This is a genomic window from Rodentibacter trehalosifermentans, assembly GCF_002000545.1.
GTDB lineage: Bacteria > Pseudomonadota > Gammaproteobacteria > Enterobacterales > Pasteurellaceae > Rodentibacter > Rodentibacter trehalosifermentans.
On sequence record NZ_MLHL01000039.1, the window covers coordinates 1 to 21,328 of the forward strand.

22 protein-coding genes and 1 pseudogene are annotated in these 21,328 nt (G+C 41.3%); 12 read left to right on the top strand and 11 right to left on the bottom strand.

All coding sequences use genetic code 11. The annotated features are described in order from the left end of the window. Positions 1–707 precede the first annotated feature (707 nt). Entirely contained in the window at positions 708–1,040 is a 333-nt protein-coding gene (locus BKK52_RS07245) for a type II toxin-antitoxin system RelE/ParE family toxin (protein ID WP_077419957.1), read from the top strand. A gap of 10 nt (positions 1,041–1,050) precedes the next feature. Beyond that, on the top strand, positions 1,051–1,365 hold the full coding sequence (locus BKK52_RS07250) for a helix-turn-helix domain-containing protein (RefSeq protein WP_077419958.1): 315 nt from the start codon (positions 1,051–1,053) through the stop codon (positions 1,363–1,365). Positions 1,366–2,339: 974 nt separating this feature from the next. Here the strand turns inward: BKK52_RS07250 and BKK52_RS07255 are convergent. The 4 genes from BKK52_RS07255 to modA all read right to left on the bottom strand — a co-directional run bounded on the left by BKK52_RS07255 (position 2,340) and on the right by modA (position 6,394). Further along, the gene (locus tag BKK52_RS07255; protein ID WP_077419959.1) at positions 2,340–3,668 is read right to left on the bottom strand and encodes an L-cystine transporter; all 1,329 of its coding nucleotides are present in this window, start codon (positions 3,666–3,668) and stop codon (positions 2,340–2,342) included. 99 nt (positions 3,669–3,767) lie between these two features. Continuing rightward, a complete protein-coding gene (modC, locus tag BKK52_RS07260) occupies positions 3,768–4,823 on the bottom strand; it encodes a molybdenum ABC transporter ATP-binding protein ModC (protein WP_077473914.1) in 1,056 nt (351 codons plus the stop codon). Then, complete coding sequence (gene modB / locus BKK52_RS07265) at positions 4,810–5,538, bottom strand: molybdate ABC transporter permease subunit (RefSeq protein WP_077419961.1); 729 nt, start codon at positions 5,536–5,538, stop codon at positions 4,810–4,812. Before modB ends, modC begins: the two co-directional genes overlap by 14 nt. A 91-nt stretch (positions 5,539–5,629) precedes the next feature. Beyond that, the gene (gene modA, locus BKK52_RS07270) at positions 5,630–6,394 is read right to left on the bottom strand and encodes a molybdate ABC transporter substrate-binding protein (protein WP_077478395.1); all 765 of its coding nucleotides are present in this window, start codon (positions 6,392–6,394) and stop codon (positions 5,630–5,632) included. Between the two features lie 122 nt (positions 6,395–6,516). Here modA and BKK52_RS07275 point away from each other — a divergent pair, with 122 nt between their 5' ends. After that, positions 6,517–7,278, top strand: coding sequence for a TOBE domain-containing protein (locus tag BKK52_RS07275; RefSeq protein WP_077478396.1), 762 nt, complete (start codon positions 6,517–6,519; stop codon positions 7,276–7,278). A gap of 42 nt (positions 7,279–7,320) precedes the next feature. On the opposite strand, the gene BKK52_RS13515 is transcribed toward BKK52_RS07275, so the two are convergent. The 5 genes from BKK52_RS13515 to BKK52_RS07295 all read right to left on the bottom strand — a co-directional run bounded on the left by BKK52_RS13515 (position 7,321) and on the right by BKK52_RS07295 (position 10,068). Then, positions 7,321–7,461 carry a hypothetical protein gene (locus BKK52_RS13515; protein WP_158076039.1) on the bottom strand — a complete coding sequence of 47 codons (141 nt, stop codon included), beginning with the start codon at positions 7,459–7,461 and terminating at the stop codon, positions 7,321–7,323. Positions 7,462–7,471: 10 nt separating this feature from the next. Continuing rightward, positions 7,472–8,026: a TorD/DmsD family molecular chaperone gene (locus tag BKK52_RS07280; protein ID WP_077419964.1), complete on the bottom strand. Its 555-nt coding sequence runs from the start codon at positions 8,024–8,026 to the stop codon at positions 7,472–7,474. Continuing rightward, entirely contained in the window at positions 8,023–8,634 is a 612-nt protein-coding gene (locus BKK52_RS07285; protein WP_077419965.1) for an NAD(P)H-dependent oxidoreductase, read from the bottom strand. Before BKK52_RS07285 ends, BKK52_RS07280 begins: the two co-directional genes overlap by 4 nt. Next, on the bottom strand, positions 8,631–9,086 hold the full coding sequence (locus tag BKK52_RS07290; protein WP_077419966.1) for an NfeD family protein: 456 nt from the start codon (positions 9,084–9,086) through the stop codon (positions 8,631–8,633). The genes BKK52_RS07285 and BKK52_RS07290 overlap by 4 nt, the downstream gene beginning before the upstream one ends. A gap of 67 nt (positions 9,087–9,153) precedes the next feature. Further along, positions 9,154–10,068 carry an SPFH domain-containing protein gene (locus BKK52_RS07295; protein ID WP_077419967.1) on the bottom strand — a complete coding sequence of 305 codons (915 nt, stop codon included), beginning with the start codon at positions 10,066–10,068 and terminating at the stop codon, positions 9,154–9,156. A gap of 257 nt (positions 10,069–10,325) precedes the next feature. Between BKK52_RS07295 and metE the strand changes: the two genes are divergently transcribed. After that, a complete protein-coding gene (metE, locus tag BKK52_RS07300; RefSeq protein ID WP_077478397.1) occupies positions 10,326–12,602 on the top strand; it encodes a 5-methyltetrahydropteroyltriglutamate--homocysteine S-methyltransferase in 2,277 nt (758 codons plus the stop codon). A 596-nt stretch (positions 12,603–13,198) separates the two neighbouring features. On the opposite strand, the gene BKK52_RS07310 is transcribed toward metE, so the two are convergent. After that, a complete protein-coding gene (locus BKK52_RS07310) occupies positions 13,199–14,209 on the bottom strand; it encodes a phage portal protein (RefSeq protein ID WP_077478399.1) in 1,011 nt (336 codons plus the stop codon). An 8-nt stretch (positions 14,210–14,217) separates the two neighbouring features. Beyond that, positions 14,218–15,993, bottom strand: a complete 1,776-nt coding sequence (locus tag BKK52_RS07315; protein WP_077478400.1) for a terminase large subunit domain-containing protein — start codon at positions 15,991–15,993, stop codon at positions 14,218–14,220. Between the two features lie 75 nt (positions 15,994–16,068). On the opposite strand from BKK52_RS07315, the gene BKK52_RS07320 reads away from it, so the two are divergent. The 8 genes and pseudogenes from BKK52_RS07320 to gpM all read left to right on the top strand — a co-directional run bounded on the left by BKK52_RS07320 (position 16,069) and on the right by gpM (position 21,258). Then, positions 16,069–16,374, top strand: coding sequence for a type II toxin-antitoxin system RelE/ParE family toxin (locus tag BKK52_RS07320; RefSeq protein WP_077473910.1), 306 nt, complete (start codon positions 16,069–16,071; stop codon positions 16,372–16,374). An 8-nt stretch (positions 16,375–16,382) separates the two neighbouring features. Further along, positions 16,383–16,712, top strand: coding sequence for a HigA family addiction module antitoxin (locus BKK52_RS07325; RefSeq protein WP_077473909.1), 330 nt, complete (start codon positions 16,383–16,385; stop codon positions 16,710–16,712). Between the two features lie 70 nt (positions 16,713–16,782). Next, positions 16,783–17,229 (top strand): type II toxin-antitoxin system HicB family antitoxin, encoded by a 447-nt coding sequence (locus tag BKK52_RS07330; protein ID WP_077473908.1) that lies wholly within the window; start codon positions 16,783–16,785, stop codon positions 17,227–17,229. Beyond that, positions 17,226–17,654 (top strand): type II toxin-antitoxin system HicB family antitoxin, encoded by a 429-nt coding sequence (locus BKK52_RS07335; protein ID WP_077473907.1) that lies wholly within the window; start codon positions 17,226–17,228, stop codon positions 17,652–17,654. Before BKK52_RS07330 ends, BKK52_RS07335 begins: the two co-directional genes overlap by 4 nt. A gap of 268 nt (positions 17,655–17,922) precedes the next feature. Then, on the top strand, positions 17,923–18,555 hold the full coding sequence (locus tag BKK52_RS07340) for a BRO family protein (RefSeq protein ID WP_077473906.1): 633 nt from the start codon (positions 17,923–17,925) through the stop codon (positions 18,553–18,555). A 174-nt stretch (positions 18,556–18,729) separates the two neighbouring features. Then, complete coding sequence (locus BKK52_RS07345) at positions 18,730–19,527, top strand: GPO family capsid scaffolding protein (protein WP_077473905.1); 798 nt, start codon at positions 18,730–18,732, stop codon at positions 19,525–19,527. Between the two features lie 21 nt (positions 19,528–19,548). Continuing rightward, positions 19,549–20,604, top strand: a complete 1,056-nt coding sequence (locus BKK52_RS07350; protein ID WP_077478401.1) for a phage major capsid protein, P2 family — start codon at positions 19,549–19,551, stop codon at positions 20,602–20,604. Between the two features lie 4 nt (positions 20,605–20,608). Next, a pseudogene (gpM, locus tag BKK52_RS07355) lies at positions 20,609–21,258 on the top strand (phage terminase small subunit). The last annotated feature ends 70 nt before the right edge of the window (positions 21,259–21,328 follow it).

The following is a 21,328-nucleotide window of genomic DNA, read 5'->3' on the forward strand; positions in this document are numbered from 1 at the left end:
ATCTACTTCAGCCCCTTATTTAATGCTGGAATGTTAGAACGTTCTAATGAAACACCACCTAGATTTAGGGTTCGTGTTCCGGCAAGTGTAGATAAAAAGCAGACCCGATGTTATGTATTAATTCCAATCACAGAGCAGGAGGGAGAGGAATAAAAAGCCTATTTTGAAAGGTACAGACTATCAAATAACAAAGAGCAGATCACAAATGATTTGCTCTTTTTTTATCCACCAACGAAAAAAAATTGTGTATAGGAGGGATTTTTTTACCGGGATAACCGGGATAAAACACAAAGAAAGAGTAAAATAATGAATAAAAACAACGATATATAAGAAAAAAGTTATCCCGATATTTAAAATTTTATCCCGATTTTGACCCTTTTTATCCCGATTTTAGCCTATTTTATCCCGCTTATTTTTTAATCAATTATTTTCTATCCCGGTTTTATTCCAGTTTATCCCGGGGCTTCGGGATAAAATTGAAAAATTAACTATTTGAAAAATAAAGATATTTAGTGGTTTATCCCGCTATCCCGGTTATCCCGGCATTTTTCTATTATATATACACTTTTTTTATTTTTTAGGTGGTGGAAAGTCTTAGGGTGATCCATAGGTAAAATCTTATCAAATAACATTGCTTGCTATACGCCATTTGCGTATAATATACGCCATTTGCGTATAATATACGCAAATAACGTATAAGGATAAAAATGAACCTAACCTTTGTAGAATTAACACCCTTTTCTAAATATCGTGCAGAATATCTTAGTGATGATGAATATAGGAGTTTTCAAAATGAACTATTAGAAAATCCAGAGAAAGGCGATTTAATTCAAGGGTTGGGCGGACTTCGCAAGGTAAGAATTGCCGACAGCACACGCAACAAAGGCAAGCGAGGCGGGGCTAGAGTGATTTACTATTATCAAGATAACAAAGCAAATATTTACTTGATCACTGCTTACCAAAAAAGCGAGATGGACGACTTGAGCCATGAGCAGCGCAAAGCATTGAGATTAGTCGTTGAAGAAATTAAAAAACAGTGAGGGCTAGAGAATGACAAAAAGAAATTTATTTAATGAGTTGATGACAGGTTTGAAAGAAATTCAAGCGCATCAGAAAGGTGAAATTGAATTACCTAGTTACACACTAAGCCGTCCCGAACCGCTGGAGATGAAAGCAAGCGAAATCAAAGCAATTCGGGAAAGCTTAAAGCTATCTCAATCAATGTTTGCCCAAAAATTAAGAACAAGCGTAAGAACCTATCAAGGCTGGGAACAAGGCAAAAGCAAGCCAAATCAGCAAGCAATGCTACTTCTTCGAATGGTGGAACGTTCGCCTCAGATTTTTGAAGAATTGGCGAGAGTGTAGAATAACGATTCAAAAGGCTTATGCATTGCATTGAGCCTTTTTTATTGAATTTTTTCAGCAGTACGCGCGTGCGCGCGAGAACCAAGCCGATTTTTACTTGGGAGGGGTGGGTAAAAAGTTCAGAGAAAAAGCCTCAAATACCGCCCCCGGAACTCCGTTTTATCGCTATTACAGTTTTTATAGCCTTTTTTATGGACTCCAAGAATTTAGAATTTTGCGACCAGTACGCGCGCGAGGGATAATTTAATACCCTCAAATTTGAGGAGATGTGAACCTAATTAAATAATCAATATCCACCAACGGTAAAAGTTATTTTGCCAGTTATTAAATTTTATTTAATGACTTAACCTCAATTTGAGGAAAACAACGAGACCAAAAAAGGACTGGTTAAAGGTAAGCGAATTTGAGCGGCTAAATTGGGGTGATCACTGTTGGCTGATACCCTCTTTTTACGATCTAAATAATTGTTCAAAAAGCAGTCATTTTGATAGATGACTTTTTGTTTTAGTTATACGTTTAGTTATACACTTAAAAATCAAATTAAAAGAAATTCAGTATTTAAAAGGCTTTATCGACACCAATTCAGATGACGCCAGCACCAAATTGAAAAACAATACAATATAAGAATCGATAAAGCCTTGAAAATACTCACTTCAAGGCTTTTTTATTGTCCAATCCGAGCCTATGAGATACTACTAAATCCTTGAGTTTTAGTTATCGTTTACCCTCTCTTTACGATCTAAATAATTGCTCAAATAATGAGCTTTTTAATGGGTGACTTTTGATTTTAGTTATACATTCAAAAATCAAATTAAAAGAAATCCAGCATCTAAAACGCTTTATCTCCATCAATTCAGATGACACCAGCCTAATTGTTTGTTTTTTTTTTAATGTTTTTAGCTATAAAAAATCTGCACCTTAATCAGTTGAAGTTGAGTCCAACTTTTAGGGAGCAGATTTTAAAATAAGACCATTTACTCTTTCAATTTCAACCACTTACTACTTAACGTCCCTGCTGTGATTGCACCGTTTACATTAAGTGCGGTGCGTCCCATATCAATTAACGGTTCAATTGAAATCAACAAGCCAACCAATTCTAACGGTAAACCTAAAGTGGAAAGTACCACAATCGCCGCAAATGTCGCTCCTCCTCCTACACCTGCGATACCAAAAGAAGAAATCGCCACCACTAAAACTAGGGTCACAATATAGCTGAAGGTAAAGGGATCAACACCTACAGTTGGCGCAATCATCACAGCCAACATTGCCGGATAAATCCCTGCGCAACCGTTCTGTCCGATTGTCGCACCAAAGGTGGCGGAGAAATTAGCAATCGCCGGATTATTCCCGAGCTTATCCGTTTGAGTTTCAATATTCAGTGGAATAGTTGCCGCACTTGAACGGGAACTGAAAGCAAAGGCGAGGGTTGGCATCACTTTTTTATAATATTGAATCGGGCTGATGCCGGATAATAAAAGCAACGCACCATGCACAACAAACATCAGGAAAATCGCAATATAAGAGGCAATGATAAAGCTTCCTAAGTTGAGGATATCTACCCATTTTGATGTTGCGCCCATTTTAATCATTAACGCAAATACCCCATAAGGCGTTAAACGAATAACAAAACGCACTAAACGTGCCACCAATTTATTGAGTGTTTCCACACCTTGTGCAATACGATCACCCAATTCCTGATTTTCTTTACGCAAACTCAATGCCGCTACGCCTAAAAATGCAGAGAAAATCACCACGCTGATAATTGAAGTTGGATTTGCACCTGTTAATTCGGCAAAAGGATTTTTGGGTATGAAAGAAAGCAACATAGCAGGTATACTGAGTGCATTGATTTGATCCGCACGACCTAATACACGGTTTTGTGCGGCAAGTTCGCGTTCCCCTGCCACTAAACCTTCTGCCGTTAAACCGAATATTTGCACCATAATGATGCCGATAAACGCCGCAATAGCAGTAGTGACAAGCAAGACGGAAAGCACACTAAAGCTGATTTTGCCTAAGGAACGAGCCTCATTTAAACGGGTAATTGCCGATAGAATGGATACAAAAACTAATGGCATCACGATCATTTGCAATAAACGAACATAACCACCACCTACAAGATTGATCCAATCTAATGCGGTTTTAATAAGGTTTTCGTTGCCGATATTTTGTAATAACGCACCAAAACCTAAGCCCAGTAATAAACCGACAAAAACCGTTTGTCCCAATTTTTGTGTTTTTTTGTAAAAATAGCCTAACAGCACAAGAATCAGTGCAAAAATGGCTAAAGTAAGAAATAACATATTCATCTCCTATAAATTCAGGTGGCAATATTAGATAAACTTCCTCATAAAAGATCTAATCGTTTTTTGTTATAGCTTATAATTTTATGGAATATCATTTTAGACGACAGATACTGCTTTAATTTGTACATAAACATTCATCCCCACTGTAAAGCGTAGTTCGTTTTGTGCCCATTTGCTGATACTTGCCCAAATCTTATGACCTTCGACTAACACCGCAATATCTACACGGGAATCTTGCATTTCAATTTGTACAATTTGACCAAATAAAATATTGCGAATACTGGTTTGTTGCGGTTTCTGTAGAGCAATAGAAACATCGGAACTATAAACACAAATACGTACAACCTGCCCTACCACCGCATTCACTTGGTGAATCCAAAGTAATTGTTCGCCGAAAGAAAGTGCGGTCATTTTATAAGTCGGATTATGCAAATGCACGGGGAGGGTTAATACACTGCTCTGTTCCTTTTCTCCTTTCCATGGGACAAAAATCGCACTATTCCAAATTCGTTCCACAGAATCATAGGCTTTCACTTTTCCATTTTCCATTAATACTACCCGATCTGCGAGGTGTAACAGCTCATCCAAACTGTGTGTCACATACAAAATAGGAATATTAATTTCCTGAGAAAGGCGTTCTAAATAGAGCATTAATTCCCGTTTTCGCGGTAAATCTAAAGCGGAAAGGGGTTCGTCCATAAGCAAAATATCGGGATCAGTCAGCAACGCACGCCCAATGGCAACCCGTTGTTTTTCCCCACCGGAAAGCGTGAGCGGATAACGCTTCAATAAATGACTGATACCAAGCAACTCGACAATATAGTTAAACTCGTCTTTTGCAACATTATTCGCACCGTAACATAAATTACCTTTCACCGTATAATGAGGGAACAAACGGGCATCTTGAAACACATAGCCAATTTTGCGTAAATGAGTTGGCACGCTTTCTTGAGTTTCGCTATCTACCAAAGTGCGGTCGTTTAATCGGATAAATCCCTCATCAGGTTGAGTAAGCCCGCTCACTAAATTAATTAACGCCGTTTTCCCCGCACCGGACAAACCGAAAATGGCGGTTACCCCTTGAACGGGAAGCTGTAAATTTGCCTCCAATGCCAATTTTCCGAGTTGTTTTTTGATATTAATTTGTAACATTACCCAGCCCTAATTGTTTTTGCATACGTTTACCAAACCATTCTGATGCAAGTAATGAAATAAAGGAAAGCACAATAGCGAAAAAGCACAATCGTGCGGTTTGCGCTTCAGCCCCCGGTGTTTGGATGAAGGAGTACATCGCAAGGGGAATGGTTTGAGTTTCACCGGCAATATTAGAGACAAAGGTAATGGTTGCACCAAATTCCCCTAATGAACGGGCAAAACCGAGTATTAATCCGGCTAATACACCCGGTAATGAAAGAGGGAAAGTGATCGTAAAAAATACACGCCATGGGGAAGCCCCCAAGGTTTGAGCAGCCTGCTCAAGCCGAATATCAATGTTTTCAAGAGAAAGACGAATCGCGCGTACTACTAAAGGAAATGCGACCACCGCGGAAGCCAAAACCGCCCCTTTCCAGTTAAACCCGAAAGACAGTCCAAACCATTGATACAAATATTGACCGATAAATCCATTTTTCCCCATTGCCACCAATAATAGATAGCCGATGACCACAGGTGGTAGCACCAGAGGCAAATGAATCACACCGCTCACTAAAGATTTACCATAGAAATTTTTACGCGCTAAAATCCATGCCATAAAGATCGCCGCAGGCAAACTCCAAAGCATCGCACTAAGAGCTACGCTTAAACTCAGGCGAATAGCCTCTATTTCTAAAGGGCTAAGATGAAAGAAAGATAGAAATTGATTGAGCAAACGGCATTTCCTTATCAGGTTAAGATGTTGCTTAACAAAGGGATGAGATTCTAACAAAAAGGGCAAAAACTTGCCCTTTCTTTTATGAGATTTATTTCACAGAGAAACCGTAACTTTCAAGCACTTTTTTCGCCGCATCGGAATCAAGATATTGTAAGAAATCACGGGAGTTCGCATTATCATGATCTTTTAAAATCGCCATCGGATACACCACCGATTTATAACTATCGGTAGGAAATACCCCCACGGTTTTCACTTTTTGACTGATCTTCGCATCAGTGCTATATACAATCCCATAAGGGGTTTCAGCCCGTTCCACCAAGGCTAATGCGCCACGCACATCTTTGGCTCGCGCTAAACGATCTTTTACTTTATCCCACAAATTCAATTTAGTTAAGGCTTCTTCCGCATACTGTCCTGCCGGCACATGGGCTGGATCACCTACCGATAAATAGCTGTCTTTTAACGCATTCACCCACTCACCTTTGGAAATTTCCACAGAATCAACCGCACTTTTTATCGGTGCAATCAACACTAATTCATTTCCTGCCAATACTTTTTCCGTCTCTTTTACCGTTAAATCCTTGCCGGAAAGATACTTCATCCATTTATTACTGGCTGAAACAAAAATATCTGCCGGTGCGCCCTCTTCAATCTGTTTCGCCAATGTTGATGAAGAGGCAAAAGAAAATACCACCTCATTTTCAGGATTTTGTTTTGCATACTCTGTTGCCACCTGTTTTAACGCATCGGTCATTGAAGCGGCGGCAAATATCGTGACTTTAGCACTTGTACTGACAGAAAATCCCAATCCGGCGATTAAAAGTGCGGTTGAAATTTGGGTTAATTTTTTCATCATTTCTCCTTATGATAAGTTTCGTTATTTATTTTATTATATATCGAAATAAAAAATAGCGATACGGAAAAATGGGTTTTATCATAAAATATATAACGATCGTTAATATAAAAGGAGTATCTATGAAAAATACCGAAATGTTGCTCAGCATAAAACTTCAGCAAATGCTCTTTATTGATCCCAAACGTGTTCGATTACTCAAAGAAATTCAGCAATGCGGTTCAATAAATCAGGCTGCAAAAAATGCGAAAGTCAGCTACAAAAGTGCTTGGGATCATCTCGAAGCGATGAACAAAGTCAGCCCTTCCCCTTTATTGGAACGCAATGCCGGTGGAAAAAACGGGGGCGGGACAGTTTTGACAAACTATGCAAAACGTTTACTTCAGCTTTATGATCTACTTGAAAAAACGCAGGAGCACGCCTTCAACATTTTGCAAGATGAATCCGTACCGCTCGATAGCCTGCTTACTGCTACTGCCCGTTTTTCATTACAAAGCAGTGCGCGAAATCAATTTTTCGGCAAGGTTGCACGGCAACGAATGATGGACTCCCGTTGTCTTATTGATGTGGACATTGCCTCTTTACCGAAGCCGTTACAAGTTTCCATCACAACAAAAAGTGCTGCCCGCCTAAAACTTATGACAGGAAAAGAGGTGATGTTGATGATTAAAGCCCCTTGGGTAAACATAACAGCACACCCCTTGGAAAATCAGATTAATCAATATCCTGTTAGGATAAAGTCCATCAATGAAAAAGAAACCATTTTAGTTTTTGATGAAATGGAATTTTGTGCCACTCTTACTCAACCAAACCAATGGCAAATTGATCAACAAATTTGGTTACATATCAATCCAGAACAAATTATTTTAGCGACATTGGTATAGATTTTCGGATAAGAAAAACGGCTGATATTCAGCCGTTTATTTTTAGTTTTCCTCTTCAGGATTTTCCACTTCAGGAAGGGAATCAAAATAATCTAGTAATTCATCCAAAGAAGTGCCGACAAGGGGACTATACGGTGAAAAGAGATATTGCGAAACCGCATAAACCCGAGGGCTTTTTTCCATTTCGCCATGATTATTCTTCCAATTCATCCGCCATGGCGGCAAGGATTTCACGGGTTAAACACGCCAGAGAACGATAAAACGGCAAAGTAGCGTAAGTTTCCACTTGAGTGAGAAATTGGGCGGCACATGGCAACAGAAAGGCTTCAAAAAGGGTTCGTTGTGCAGAAATGGAATCAACGTTATCCTCCAACCAAGAAGCAGTGAGCAAAAGTAACGCAAAATGATCCGCACTTTCCACTTCGGGCATTGCCCGCTCATTGCGAAAAGCCATAAAATCCACCACATCAATGTCATAGGTGGAAATGGCGGTGTCCACCTTTCCTTCTGCCCCAAATAATTTTTGATATTCTTTATTTAACAATGTTAAATCAATTTTTAATTGAAGATTATCCAACGCTGTTTGGCTTTCCTTATCCGCCTCCAACGCCCAAACTTGATTTAAGCCTTTCTGTTGCAACCAATCAAACACACCGGCAAGCACGGGATCAGTCGGCGCACGATAAAATAAATTACCGAATAAGCGGCTAATTAATGAAAAATTATTCAGTGTTTTTTCTATGCTCATACCGTTTTTTCCTTTAGAAGTGCGGTTAATTTTTCCTGTGTTTTTTGCTCAACGATATCAAGCATCGCACGGCGTGCATTATCATCAATCAAATGAATATCGCCGAATAATTCATAGGTGACATTTTCAATGCCGCAATAATTAAATAAGCCGTTCACGAGGCAATGGTCTAGGGATTTATCAATGCCAAATTCCTTATATTTTTCCACATTGCTACCAATGGTAATAAATTGCTGCATTTGTTTACCTTTAAGCAAGCCCACAGACTCACCATTTTCGGTTTTATAAGCAAAACCGTGGCTTAACACCCGATCCAAATAACCTTTTAATAGCCCCGGAAAGCCCATCCACCAAAGGGGATAAACCAGAGTGATTAAATCCGCTTGGCGGATAAGCTCGTGTTCATATTTGACTTCTTCGGGAATAATGCCGCTATTCGCAGCTTGCAATTCTTCAAAAGAAATAATCGGGTTAAAACCCAGTGTATAAAGATCACGGAACCGGGTTTCCACTCCAAGATTCTTGCCGGTTTCGAGTACACGATCGGCGATAGCACGCCCAAAGCTATTTTGGGAGTTAGGGTGGGCAAAAATAATAAGATGATTCATTTTGTTACCTTTTCAACAATCAGCGTGATACCGTCTACACGCACCACTTTTACAAGATCATTCACAGTGAGATACTCACCTTGAATACGCCAAGTGGTGTCACCGAAAGCACCACGTCCAATACCATTTACAGCAATTTCCTGCACGGCGCCTTGTTTGCCAAGCATCGCATGATCACGTTGGTTTAAGGAAGTTTGAGCCTGATCGCGACAATCTTTTTTATGCTGATATTGCCACCAAGCAACCGATAAAATACAAGCCAAAACGCCATAGAAAATGGCTAACCCGACCAATGAAAAATCGGGAACAAGAAATTGCATAAATGCGGTAACTAAAGCCGCCAAGCCCCACCACAGTAAAAACACGCCGGGTGCGACCACTTCCGCAATCAATAATGCAAAGCCTAAAACTAACCAATGCCATAATGTCCAACTGGTGAACCACTCTGCCATATTGCCCCCTTGATAAAAAAGATAGAAAAAGTGCGGTAAATTTCAACCGCACTTTGAAAGTTAAATCTTAGGCTTTTTTATCGCCCTTTAATAATTCGGCGATGCCCGCCACAGAACCGATTAAATTTCCCGCTTCCAATGGCATTAAGACCACTTTGCTATTTTGCGCACCACCAATTTCTTTTAAAGCTTCCGTGTATTTTTGTGCAATAAAGTAATTGATGGCTTTGGTATCGCCGCTTGCGATGGCTTCGGACACCATTTGTGTTGCTTTGGCTTCCGCTTCTGCCGCACGTTCACGGGCTTCCGCTTGCAAGAAAGCTTCCTGACGCTCCCCTTCTGCTTTTAAAATACGGGCTTGTTTTTCCCCTTCGGCGCGTAAGATTTCCGCTTGTCGAATCCCTTCTGCTTCCAATACTTCCGCCCGTTTGTTACGTTCCGCTTTCATTTGCGCATTCATGGAATCAATCAATTCACGAGGCGGACGTACATCACGAATTTCAATACGGGTCACTTTGATCCCCCAAGGATTTGTCGCCTCGTCCACAATGGCAAGTAAGCGACCATTGATAGAATCCCGTTGTGAAAGCATTTCGTCCAACTCCATTGAGCCTAACACCGTACGAATATTCGTCATAGTTAAATTGATGATCGCCTGTTCTAGGTGATTCACTTCATAAGCCGCACTGCGTGCATCGATCACTTGCACAAAACACACCGCATCAATGGCAACATTGGCATTATCCTTTGAAATCACTTCTTGTGAAGGAATATCCAGCACCTGCTCCATCATATTAATTTTGCGACCTACACGATCCACAAAAGGCACAACGATATTCAGCCCCGGCATTAAGGTGCGGGTGTAACGCCCGAAACGTTCAATCGTCCAATTGTATCCTTGCGGAACCGTTTTAATCGTTGAAAATAAAATGACAATGATCAGCACTAAAAAGACCAGTGTCGCTATGGTTAATCCATCCATTTTGGTTTCCTCCTTTGGCTTTGGAATGGCAAAAAGTCTATCAAATCAGACCGTACTTTGTATAGCAAAATCTAAGAAGGAAAAAGTGAAACCATCCAACTTTTTCTAAAAAGATTTTCTCAGCCCTTATCATTAAAATAATTCATAAATTCATTGAAAATAATGAGTTTGCATAATAAATAAAAATACCTCATTCTACACTTACACGGACGTTTAGCCGTCTAAATTATCAACAACATCATTATGAGGAAATTATTATGACAACATTTCATTTATCCGGATTTCCACGCGTTGGTGCAAAACGTGAACTCAAATTTGCCCAAGAGCGTTATTGGCGTGGTGAAATTGCTGAGCAAGATTTATTGGATATCGCGAAAGCATTGCGTGAAATCAACTGGAAACACCAATCGGCTGCCAATGCCGACTACGTTGCCGTAGCAGATTTCACCTTCTACGATCATATTTTAGATCTACAGGTTGCAACCGGTGCAATTCCTGTCCGTTTTGGTTTTGATAGTCAACAACTTACCCTTGATCAATATTTCCAGCTGGCACGGGGAAATAAAACACAATTTGCTATCGAAATGACCAAATGGTTTGACACCAACTATCATTATCTGGTGCCTGAATTCCACGCAGACACTCAATTTAAAGCAAACCCCACTCATTACATACAACAAATTCGTGAAGCGAAAGCTCTTGGCTTTAAGGCTAAACCTACAATCGTTGGCCCTTTAACTTTCTTATGGTTAGGAAAAGAAAAAGGTTCGACCTTTAACCGTTTTGACTTATTGCCTAAATTACTCCCGGTCTATGTCGATATCTTAAATGCTTTAGCAAAAGAAGGCATAGACTATATTCAAATTGATGAACCGGCATTAGCCGTTGATTTACCGGAACAATGGATCGCAGCATATAAAGACGTTTATGCCACATTAGCCGCACAGGTCAATGCAAAATTATTATTAGCCACTTATTTTGGCTCTGTGGCAGAACATGCCAATTTATTAAAAGCATTGCCTGTTGCCGGTTTGCACATTGATGTGGTGCGAGCCCCAGAGCAACTTTCAGCCTTTGTTGATTATGACAAGATTTTGTCTGTAGGTACCATTGATGGGCGTAACATTTGGCGGGCAAATTTAAACCAAGTATTAGATATTGTAGAGCCATTAAAGGCGAAATTAGGCGAGCGTTTATGGATTGCACCAAGCTGTTCCCTGCTCCACTCACCTTATGATTTATCCATTGAAACCCAATTACAAGCAAACAAACCCGAACTTTATAACTGGCTTGCTTTCGGCTTACAAAAAATTCAAGAATTGCGCCTCATTAAGACGGCACTGGAGCAAGGTCGCCAAGCGGTTCAAAGCGAAATTAATGCAAGCCAAGCTGCCGCTGACGCCCGTGCTCATTCAAAAGAGATTCATCGCCCTGAAGTGGCGGCACGTTTAGCAAATTTACCAAAAGGTGCCGATCAACGTAAATCTCCGTTTGTGGAAAGAATTAAATTGCAAAATGACTGGTTAAATCTTCCTTTATTACCAACCACAACGATTGGGTCTTTCCCACAAACGAAAGAAATTCGTTTAGCCCGTGCGGCATTCAAAAAGGGGGATTTAAGCCTTGCAGACTATGAAGCGGCGATGAAAAAAGAAATTGAATTGGTCGTACGTGAGCAAGAAAAATTAGATTTAGATGTACTGGCTCACGGCGAAGCGGAACGAAACGATATGGTGGAATATTTTGGCGAATTGTTGGAGGGAATTGCCTTCACCAAGTTTGGTTGGGTACAAAGTTATGGTTCCCGCTGTGTGAAACCGCCGGTGATTTATGGTGATGTTACTCGTCCTGAACCAATGACGGTACGCTGGTCTCAATATGCTCAAAGCTTAACGAAAAAAGTGATGAAAGGGATGTTAACCGGGCCAGTTACCATTTTACAATGGTCTTTTGTTCGTAACGATATTCCCCGCTCAACGGTTTGCAAACAAATTGCAGTAGCGCTTTCTGATGAAGTCTTAGATTTAGAAAAAGCCGGTATTAAAGTGATTCAAATTGACGAACCCGCTATTCGTGAAGGGCTACCGCTTAAACGAGCCGATTGGGCGGCTTATTTACAATGGGCGGGTGAAGCCTTTCGTTTAAGCTCAATGGGATGTCAGGACGATACACAAATTCACACCCATATGTGTTATTCCGAATTTAATGACATTTTACCGGCTATTGCCGCTTTGGATGCCGATGTGATTACTATTGAGACTTCTCGCTCAGATATGGAACTTCTTGCCGCTTTCGCCGATTTCAAATACCCGAACGATATAGGTCCCGGCGTGTATGATATTCACAGCCCACGAGTTCCAACTGCTGATGAAGTCGAACATTTATTGCGTAAAGCCTTACAAGTCGTACCAAAAGAACGTTTATGGGTGAACCCGGACTGTGGCTTAAAAACCCGAGGCTGGAAAGAAACCATTGAACAATTGAAAGTGATGGTAGATGTAACAAAAAAATTACGTACTGAATTATCCGTATAAACCAACAAAGCTGAATTTCCAAAAGAGATTCAGCTTTTTCTCAATCCGCTAAAAATGCGCATTCAGAAAGTGCGGTTGATTTTTTCTTAATTTTCGGCAACAAAAAAGCCGCTATTAAAGCGGCTTTCCATGTTTAAAATTCTGTTTGGTGCCTAGGGTTATTTTTCCGTTTTCAATAAAAACAAAATCTTAACCTATAAAAAATCACGCTAATTTGCACCCAAAATTTTAAAACGATCTAATTATTTAGTAAAGAATCTAAAAATCTGCGTTTTTCTGCGTTATTTTGCGTTGAAGGATCTAAATAAAAGGATCTAAAAGGCGCTATATCTGTAAAGGCTTTATTAAGGATCGTAATTTGCGTTGAAATCCACACATTTAGTGTGCGGGCGTGGCGAAGGTTTGCTTGCGATTTTTCCTGCGTGAAAGTGTCTGAAAAATCAAGGGGAAATATGGTTTTCGCCTTTGTGTTATAGGGTGGTTTGATATAATAAACTGGGGCGGAATTTAATAAATAAGGGACAAAAACAGCTTTGTTTTGGCAATAAAAAACCCGTGACAAGCACGGGCATTTTTATTTTAAAAAGGATCTGTTTTTATTCAAACAGTTTGTACTCACTGAAAGTGATCACTTCCTTTCCGACAATGGCGTTAATTTCTTTCAAGCGTTCTTGTAGCGGAATAATCTCATTCACGAAAAACACTTTAGTCGCTTTTTCTACATCGCCAAAACCGCCCGTATTATTCGGGATAATCCCCATTAGTTGCGGTGGCACTCGGTGGGCGGCTAACACATCATCACGGCTTGCATTTTTAATATTGAGAAAATCATCTTTGGCGATAGCATCAGAAAGCGGAATCACTTGTAAGCCGTCTTTCTTGCCGTTTGGAATATATACAAATAGATTTTTGAAATTACCCGTACCTTTAGTTTGTCGGAGCTGTTCTTTTATTGCTTCCACATCATCTTTATTTTGAGTGGGATCAGTCAAATACATAATCGAACCCGCATGCGCCCCATTCAAATAATATTTACGGCGGAACAATGTCGCACTCTCATTTAAAAATGCAGACTGCAATGCCGCCAAATATTCCGGCACACCATAAACTTCTTGATTAACGTCCGGATTAACCAAATTGAACACCGAACCTTTTGCAAACTCGTGTTCATCAAATCCATTCACCACTTGATAAAATACGCCCTGCTCTACGCCAACCCGCATATATTTTGCCAATGGCGCATTTAACGCCATCACATTGCCAAAACGATTACGTTTAACTTCAATATAAGCATTACCGAAAACCAAATAATCTTGTACTAATTTTTCAAGTTGCGTGCGTGGCAAAAGTGCGGTCGTTTTACAAGTTGAAAGCAAAATATTTTTCTTCACGGTAATTGCACTTTGATGATGTGCTGATGCATTCAATGCTTTAGAGAGATAACTCAAATTAATCGGCGGATTATAATATTTTTGATACATCAATACCGGCTCGAAATAATTGAGGATTTCCGCACGGTCAAGCACGGGAATCGGCTCGCCAAAACTAAAGGCTTCAGCCTTAGGTTGTGAAGAAAGCGCGGTTGTTTTTTTGCGTGATTTTTTCATAAATAATCCTATTCAAAAGTAAAGATTGTAGTTTGGGCCTGTGCGCTTACATCGCCACCTAAGCCATAAGGCACGTTTAAAATGCAGTTCATAATTGCCCACGATAAATCGCCGTGGCTTGCCTCTTCGGAACGGTCGGAAACGTAAGTTATTCTGCCTGTGCCGGTGGTACGTTTTTTCACGGTCATAAAACTGGTGATAATTTCCTTGCCGTCAAATTTAAGGCGACGTTTCTGAATGAGGTTTTGCGTTTTCAGCACCATTTCATTTTTAAGATCTGCGTTATAGTCTAGCCCTTGCGCCATCGGGTAAAATTTCTTCACCTCTTGATACACGCCCGACCCCATTCCCGTTTTATCAATTACAATGCGGGTGACGTTATAATCATCACAAAATTGTCTGATTTTGCCCGCTTGCGCTTCATAATCCATGCCGTGAAAGGTTTGCCAATGCAACACACGATAGTCGCCCCCTTCCACTTTTGGCGGTGCAACAATGGCTAGTGCCGCACGATCGCCGGTAAATGCCGGGTCATACCCCAACCATACATCACGATTGCCGAAGGGCCGTTGCCAAAAAGGTTTATAATCCGTCCACTCCTCTAAGCTATCCACTTGGCACAACTGCAAATCGGCAAATTTGAAAGCCGAGCTGTCATCATCGGCAAATTGGCACAAAAATAACTGCTCAAACTCTTCCTTGCTGTTCTCTGCAATCAAATCATCAATATTAAACAGGTTACACCCACCTTCCATCGCATCGTAAATACTAACAATCTGTTTCCACTGTCGATCTGCACAGAGCTTGCCGGCTCGTAAATTTTCGTGCGAAATATCAATTTCGACTTTTTCCGATTTGGTCCGGTTACGGTTAAAGGCTTTGCTGGAAAAGAAGGCATAGGCGGGGTACGCAATGGTGGTAGGAGTGGAAAAATAGGTTTGACGATACATCTTTTGTGCCGCCATACCCGATGCCACTTTACGCATCACATCAAATTTCGGCACCCAAAACACCTCATCAAAATACAAATTGCCGTGATACGATTGGGCGGTGGCGGAGTTAGTCCCTAGAAAAATCAGCTCCGCCCCATTCGGTAGTTTGATGGTTTCCCCTTTCAAATCCACATCGGCGGTTTGCTTGGCATAGTTCACAATGTAAGAGCGGAACTGCAGTGCCTGTTTTTTACTGGCGGAAAGAAAGATTTGATTATGCCCTGTTGTCAAAGCATCAATAAAAGCTTCATGGGCAAAATAATAAGTCGCCCCAATCTGACGACTTTTCAAAATATTGCGGATTCGGTGTTCTTTTGCCTTATGCCACACTCTTTGATAATTAAACATTCCCTCAAGAAAGCCATTAATCAACAATTCTTCTTGTTCCTGATCAATCGCATTTTGCTCCGGTTTCTTGCGTTCACCTTTGTTGCGATTGGCAAGTTTCGGGTTTAAATCCACTTCGTTACCCTCACCAAAGGAATATTTTTTCACCCGAGCCATCCGCTCCATTTGGCGACCAAGTAAATCAATTTCTTTATAATCTGCCCCACTCTTGTTCTCTTTCAAAATGAGCAAATTCAAACGGCTTTCCAGTGTCAGTTCAACACGCCCAACAGGGGCAAAATCATCCCATTTTTCACGCTCTTTCCAACTGGATATCGTCGATGTCGGAATATTTAACTGCCGTGATATTTCCGCAATTTTATACCCGCTGAAATACATCACTTGTGCTTGGCGTTTTGTGTCTGCGGTAGTGTCTAAATTCGTGTCTTGGTATTCTTTCTCCATTTTCCCTCAATAAAATTTGCACAGTCTCACTGTTTAAAATAAAATAACGCCATTAATAACAAATCAACCGCCCAAATGATCAACTTAACCGCCAAACATTTTCGTGATGATTACCTCTACCGCTTTTTCCAATATGGCGAAAGCCACAGCAAAATTCCGACCAATCTCACCAAAGTGTTAGCACGCAAGCTGGATATGATCAGTGCGGCGGAAAACCTCAACGATTTACGCAGCCCACCGGCAAATCGTCTTGAGCTGCTTGAACCGAAAGAAAACAAACGCTATTCCATTCGGGTTAATCAACAATACCGCCTGATTTTCCACTTTGAAAACGGCGAACTTTCAGATTTATATTTAGACCCCCACACCTACAATTTATAGGAGGCAATATGAACAGCACACAACGAAAACCAACCAGCGTAGGCGAAATTTTACAAGAAGAATTTTTAAACGAACTCAACCTAAAAATTAGCGACCTCGCCCAAATTCTTGATGTTCACCGCAACACCGCCAGTGCCATTGTGAACAACCATTCCCGAATCACCCTTGAAATGGCAGTGAAATTGGCAAAAGCCTTTAACACCAGTCCCGAATTTTGGCTTAACCTACAAACCAACGTAGATTTATGGGAGCTAAACCACAACGCCCAATTTCAACAAAGCCTTGCCAAAGTCAAAGTAGCAAATGAATGGCAGGGATTACCGACTTTTGCCATGTAACATTCCCCTTGACAAGCCTTGTTAGGGGCTTATTGGCACACTTAATCAGCCCACAAGGAGAACAACAGCAATGCGTTATTACCCTGCGACCCTTGAACAAGTTGAGGAAAACTGCAACCCCTACTACATCGGCACGCTACAATTTAGCGAAAACAGCAATGCCATTGTGCAAGCCGACACAGAAGCCGAAGCCATCGCCGAGCTTGAATTCGCCCTTATCGGTGCGGTAGAGTTTGCCTTCAAAGATGAAGAGCCTTTCCCCACACCGTTACCGCCTCAAAAAGGCGAAATTCTCGTTTTAATGCCCACGCTTGTTGAAGCCAAAGTGCTGATTCACAATGAACGCATAAAACATAAACTCAGCAAAACCGAACTCGGCAAACTGGCGGGCTTTACCTCGGCTGAAATGCAACGCCTGCTTAACCCTTGGTACAAAAGCGGCATTGATAAGCTCGATAAGCTCTTTTTTGCCTTGGGGCTCACACTTCAATTTTCACTATTAGGAGAAGCAAAATGATTTTTACCGTTGGCGTTGAAACGCCCGATAACGAAGACCAAGCCTTTGGTATGATTGTTCCTGCCCTTTGCCGACTTAACTATGGCTGTTTTTCCGCTGCCGATGAAGTGGAAACCGAAGCGATTACCCTCAATCTTGAATCAATGGCGGATGACGGCGTTGATCTCGCCACAATCAAAGACAAAGGTGTGGCACATTACAAAGCCGATCCCGAGTATGCCGATTTTGACGCTTGGCTTTTAGTCGATATCGACATAACGCCATATTTAGGCGAAAAACAACCACTTGAAATTTCAATCCCCGAATATTTGCTGAAAGCCATCGACCGCCGTATTGCGGCAATGGGCAATTTCTACAACGACCGCAGTGATTTTTTTGCGACGGCAGCCCATCGGGAATTGTTCGCCCGTTCAAATCAAGTGTAATCTTCCCCCTACCCTTGACAACCCCAACATTCAAGGGTAGGATTTAGCTCAAGGTCTCAAAAGCCTTATCAAACTCGGCTATTCACCCCGTCAGCGTGATTTTTTTGTGCCTGTACCAAAAGTGCGGTCAAAAATAAGCAAATTTTTGTTCAATGATCGACAGTGCGACTAATACAATACCGCAAGGGAATACGTCCGCTGGATAGTTTGACCAGTTTTGAGCTGTCGATCGCCCTAATTAGGGATTCCATCAAAAGGAAATCAAACTATGGCAACTCAAATTTCTACCTTTAATTTCAAATCTAACCCTGTTCGTATTGAAACAATCAAATCAGAACCTTATTTTTGTTTGACAGATGTTTGCACTGTCTTAAATATTAGCAATGCTAATGCTAGCCGTTTTAATTTTAATTCTGACGGTATACATAAAATGTATAGCGTGGATAAACTTGAGCGAAAAAACGAACTTACTTTTATCAATGAACCGAATCTCTACCGCATTATTTTTCGTTCTAATAAAGCCGAAGCCGTAGAGTTTCAAAATTGGGTCTTTGAAGAAGTACTCCCACAAATAAGAAAAAACGGACAATATCACGTTGCACAACCGGCTCTCCCCTCGCCCGAATTAACCTATTCCCAATCCTTTTCCCAAACAGACATCAATCATCTTGTTTGGCTGTTGTTCACCCATGAAAAAATGCGTTTTTTGTTGGAAAATCTGTATAAACCCTTGGCATTATTGGATTCGCCATTTGCACCGAAAGTGTATGGTTACGTCACAGAATACAAACGGATTTATAAAACCGCTAAACCGATGATTAAAAAATTGTTGGATCACCGCCAAAGGGATAATCCGGAACAATGGCGACATCTCACCCGCTATCTCAACAACGAAATCTAACTCAAATTTAACCGCTCTTTCTTAGGGCGGTTTTTTTATTGCCATCATAAAAAGCCGACGTGCGGTCGTCTTTCAAGCGGTTTTGTGAAAGCTAACGCAACAATGGCAAGCCCTCGCACAGGCGTGAAAAGTCTTTCAGAATGGGCGCAACATCAACCTTTGAAAGGATAACCTATGCCGAAAAAGTCAAAATGGTTTGTCGTGGCGACAGAGGGCGCCACCACAGACGGTCGCGAAATTCAGGGTAAGTGGATTGAGGAAATGGCCGAAAGCTATGATCCAAAAAATACTTACGGCGCACGCATTAACTTAGATCACATCAAATTCACCCTATTTTTTGAAGATATGCCAAATGCTCACTGTTTTGGTGATGTGATGGCGTTGAAAACTCAAAAACGTGAAGACGGCAAATTGCAATTATTAGCTGAAATCATCCCGACGGAAAGTTTGATTAAACTCAATCAGGCAGGGCAAAAAGTCTATACATCCGTTGAAATTGACACCAATTTTGCTGATACCGGCAAAGCCTATTTAGTGGGATTAGCGGTAACAGACAATCCGGCAAGCCTTGGCACGGAAATGCTTTCTTTTTCACATAACGGATTAAGTTCACGCAAATTAAAAGCGGACAACCTTTTCACAGCCGCCATTGAAACAGAATTGGAATTTGTGGAAGAAGCGGAAAAATCCCTCTCAATTCTTGAAAAAATCAAAGGATTATTCGCCAAAAAAGAAAAATCTGATGATGAACGTTTTGCCGTGCACGAACAATCCATCGAATTGTTAGCGGAGCAAACCAAAGAAACGCTGGAAAAATTGACCGCACTTTCTGCCGATTTTGAAAAGCAGAAAACGGAATTTTCCGCTATGCAAAGCAAGTTTACCCAACTTGAACAAACACCATCTGCCGACTATACCGAACGCCCTTTAGTGGCGGGCGAAAAAGCCGAAGCTGACGGACGTTTCTTCTAATTATCACCACAGGAAGCCAAAATGAATAAATTTACCCAAACCAAATTAGCCCATTATTTCGCCGGTGTTGCAACAGACAATGGCGAATCCGTAGAATTTGTTGCCGCAGGCGGTCAATTCACCGTTGAGCCAACCATTCAACAAAAACTCGAAAATGCCGTATTGGAAAATTCCGATTTTCTAAAACGCATTAATGTAGTGATGGTGACGGAAATGAAAGGCGCAACTTTGCGTTTAGGCGTATTAGGCCCGATTGCAAGCCGAACCGATACCAACAAAAAAGAGCGTGAAACAAGAGATATTCACAGCCTTGAAGAAAACACCTACTCTTGCGAGCAAACCAACTTTGACACCCATTTAAACTACGCCACTTTGGATAGTTGGGCGAAATTCCCTGATTTTGCTGCTCGAATTGGCAATCTCAAACCCGAACGCATTGCGCACGACCGCATTATGATCGGGTTTAACGGTTCAAGTGCTGCCACAACCACAGACATTAAAAATAACCCGCTCTTGCAAGATGTCAATGTCGGTTGGTTGCACCAAATTGAAACCAAAGCGGCAGCCCGAGTGATGACAGAAGAAACCAAAGGTAGCGGCAAAATTGAAATTGGCAGTGGTAAAACCTACAAAAACCTTGATGCCTTTGTGTTCGCCCTCAAAGAAGACTTTATCCCGGCGCAATACCGTGACGACACAAAACTCGTAGCAATTATGGGGAGCGATTTATTAGCGGATAAATATTTCCCATTAATTAACCAAGAAAAACCGACAGAAATTGTCGCAGGCGACACAGTCATTAGCCAAAAACGGGTAGGCGGTTTACAAGCGGTTTCAGTGCCGTATTTCCCGAAAGGTACAGTGCTTATCACTGCATTGGATAACTTGTCAATCTACGTACAAGAAGGCAAAGTGCGCCGTCACTTTAAAGACAAGCCGGAACGCAACCGTGTGGAAGACTATTTATCCTCAAATGAGGCATACGTAGTTGAAAACTACGAAGCGGTGGCGATGGCGAAAAACATCACGATTGTTGATACACCGGCTGCCGAAACCACTAACGGCGCAACGGAATAAGTCAATGCGACCGACTAAACGTCATTTTCTGGAAACCTCTGCCGCTTTAGCCAATGCGGCAGAGACCGAAGATTTAAGCCAATTTAGCGAATACGACAAAATGCTTCGCTTGCTGGCACGCCAAAAAAGAATTTAAAACAAATCCAATCCACGGTGCGCAAAGCCGAGTTTAAAAAACGCATTTTGCCGGATTATCTGCCTTGGATTGAAGGTGCATTATCTGCCGGAACAGGTAAACAAGATAATGTGTTGATGACATGGTGCGTGTGGGCGATTGACTGTGGCGAATATCACCTTGCTTTAACCATTGCCGACTATGCTGTTTTTCACGATTTGCGATTGCCTGAACCGTTCAGCCGAACCTTAGGCACGCTTATCGCCGAAGAATTTGCCGACCAAGCCAAAACGGCACAAGCGGCAAACCAACCTTTTGACGTGAGCTATTTGGAACAGGCGAACCGCCTCACCGCCGATTGCGATATGCCGGACGAAAGCCGTGCAAGATTATTGCGTGAATTAGGCTTGCTTACTATTGAGAAAAACCCGACTCAAGCCCTTGAATATCTTGAACGGGCATTGGGATTGGATCAGAAAATCGGCGTAAAAGGCGAGATTAAAAAATTGAGAAAACAGGTAGGGTGTGTGGATTGTTAACAATCCACGCACGAATTACCCTTATTTGATCTTTGCGTGCGTGAATTTTTCAAATTCACACACCCTACGA

Coding starts and splice junctions, on each gene's coding strand:
- BKK52_RS07320 (WP_077473910.1), top strand. CDS start 16,069: ATGATCAACTTAACCGCCAAACATTTTCGTGATGATTACCTCTACCGC.
- BKK52_RS07345 (WP_077473905.1), top strand. CDS start 18,730: ATGCCGAAAAAGTCAAAATGGTTTGTCGTGGCGACAGAGGGCGCCACC.
- modA (WP_077478395.1), bottom strand. CDS start 6,394: ATGAAAAAATTAACCCAAATTTCAACCGCACTTTTAATCGCCGGATTG.
- BKK52_RS07310 (WP_077478399.1), bottom strand. CDS start 14,209: ATGAAAAAATCACGCAAAAAAACAACCGCGCTTTCTTCACAACCTAAG.
- BKK52_RS07255 (WP_077419959.1), bottom strand. CDS start 3,668: ATGTTATTTCTTACTTTAGCCATTTTTGCACTGATTCTTGTGCTGTTA.
- BKK52_RS07325 (WP_077473909.1), top strand. CDS start 16,383: ATGAACAGCACACAACGAAAACCAACCAGCGTAGGCGAAATTTTACAA.
- BKK52_RS07330 (WP_077473908.1), top strand. CDS start 16,783: ATGCGTTATTACCCTGCGACCCTTGAACAAGTTGAGGAAAACTGCAAC.
- BKK52_RS07245 (WP_077419957.1), top strand. CDS start 708: ATGAACCTAACCTTTGTAGAATTAACACCCTTTTCTAAATATCGTGCA.
- BKK52_RS07285 (WP_077419965.1), bottom strand. CDS start 8,634: ATGAATCATCTTATTATTTTTGCCCACCCTAACTCCCAAAATAGCTTT.
- BKK52_RS07290 (WP_077419966.1), bottom strand. CDS start 9,086: ATGGCAGAGTGGTTCACCAGTTGGACATTATGGCATTGGTTAGTTTTA.
- BKK52_RS07335 (WP_077473907.1), top strand. CDS start 17,226: ATGATTTTTACCGTTGGCGTTGAAACGCCCGATAACGAAGACCAAGCC.
- BKK52_RS07315 (WP_077478400.1), bottom strand. CDS start 15,993: ATGGAGAAAGAATACCAAGACACGAATTTAGACACTACCGCAGACACA.
- BKK52_RS13515 (WP_158076039.1), bottom strand. CDS start 7,461: ATGGAAAAAAGCCCTCGGGTTTATGCGGTTTCGCAATATCTCTTTTCA.
- BKK52_RS07295 (WP_077419967.1), bottom strand. CDS start 10,068: ATGGATGGATTAACCATAGCGACACTGGTCTTTTTAGTGCTGATCATT.
- BKK52_RS07250 (WP_077419958.1), top strand. CDS start 1,051: ATGACAAAAAGAAATTTATTTAATGAGTTGATGACAGGTTTGAAAGAA.
- BKK52_RS07275 (WP_077478396.1), top strand. CDS start 6,517: ATGAAAAATACCGAAATGTTGCTCAGCATAAAACTTCAGCAAATGCTC.
- BKK52_RS07340 (WP_077473906.1), top strand. CDS start 17,923: ATGGCAACTCAAATTTCTACCTTTAATTTCAAATCTAACCCTGTTCGT.
- metE (WP_077478397.1), top strand. CDS start 10,326: ATGACAACATTTCATTTATCCGGATTTCCACGCGTTGGTGCAAAACGT.
- BKK52_RS07280 (WP_077419964.1), bottom strand. CDS start 8,026: ATGAGCATAGAAAAAACACTGAATAATTTTTCATTAATTAGCCGCTTA.
- modC (WP_077473914.1), bottom strand. CDS start 4,823: ATGTTACAAATTAATATCAAAAAACAACTCGGAAAATTGGCATTGGAG.
- BKK52_RS07350 (WP_077478401.1), top strand. CDS start 19,549: ATGAATAAATTTACCCAAACCAAATTAGCCCATTATTTCGCCGGTGTT.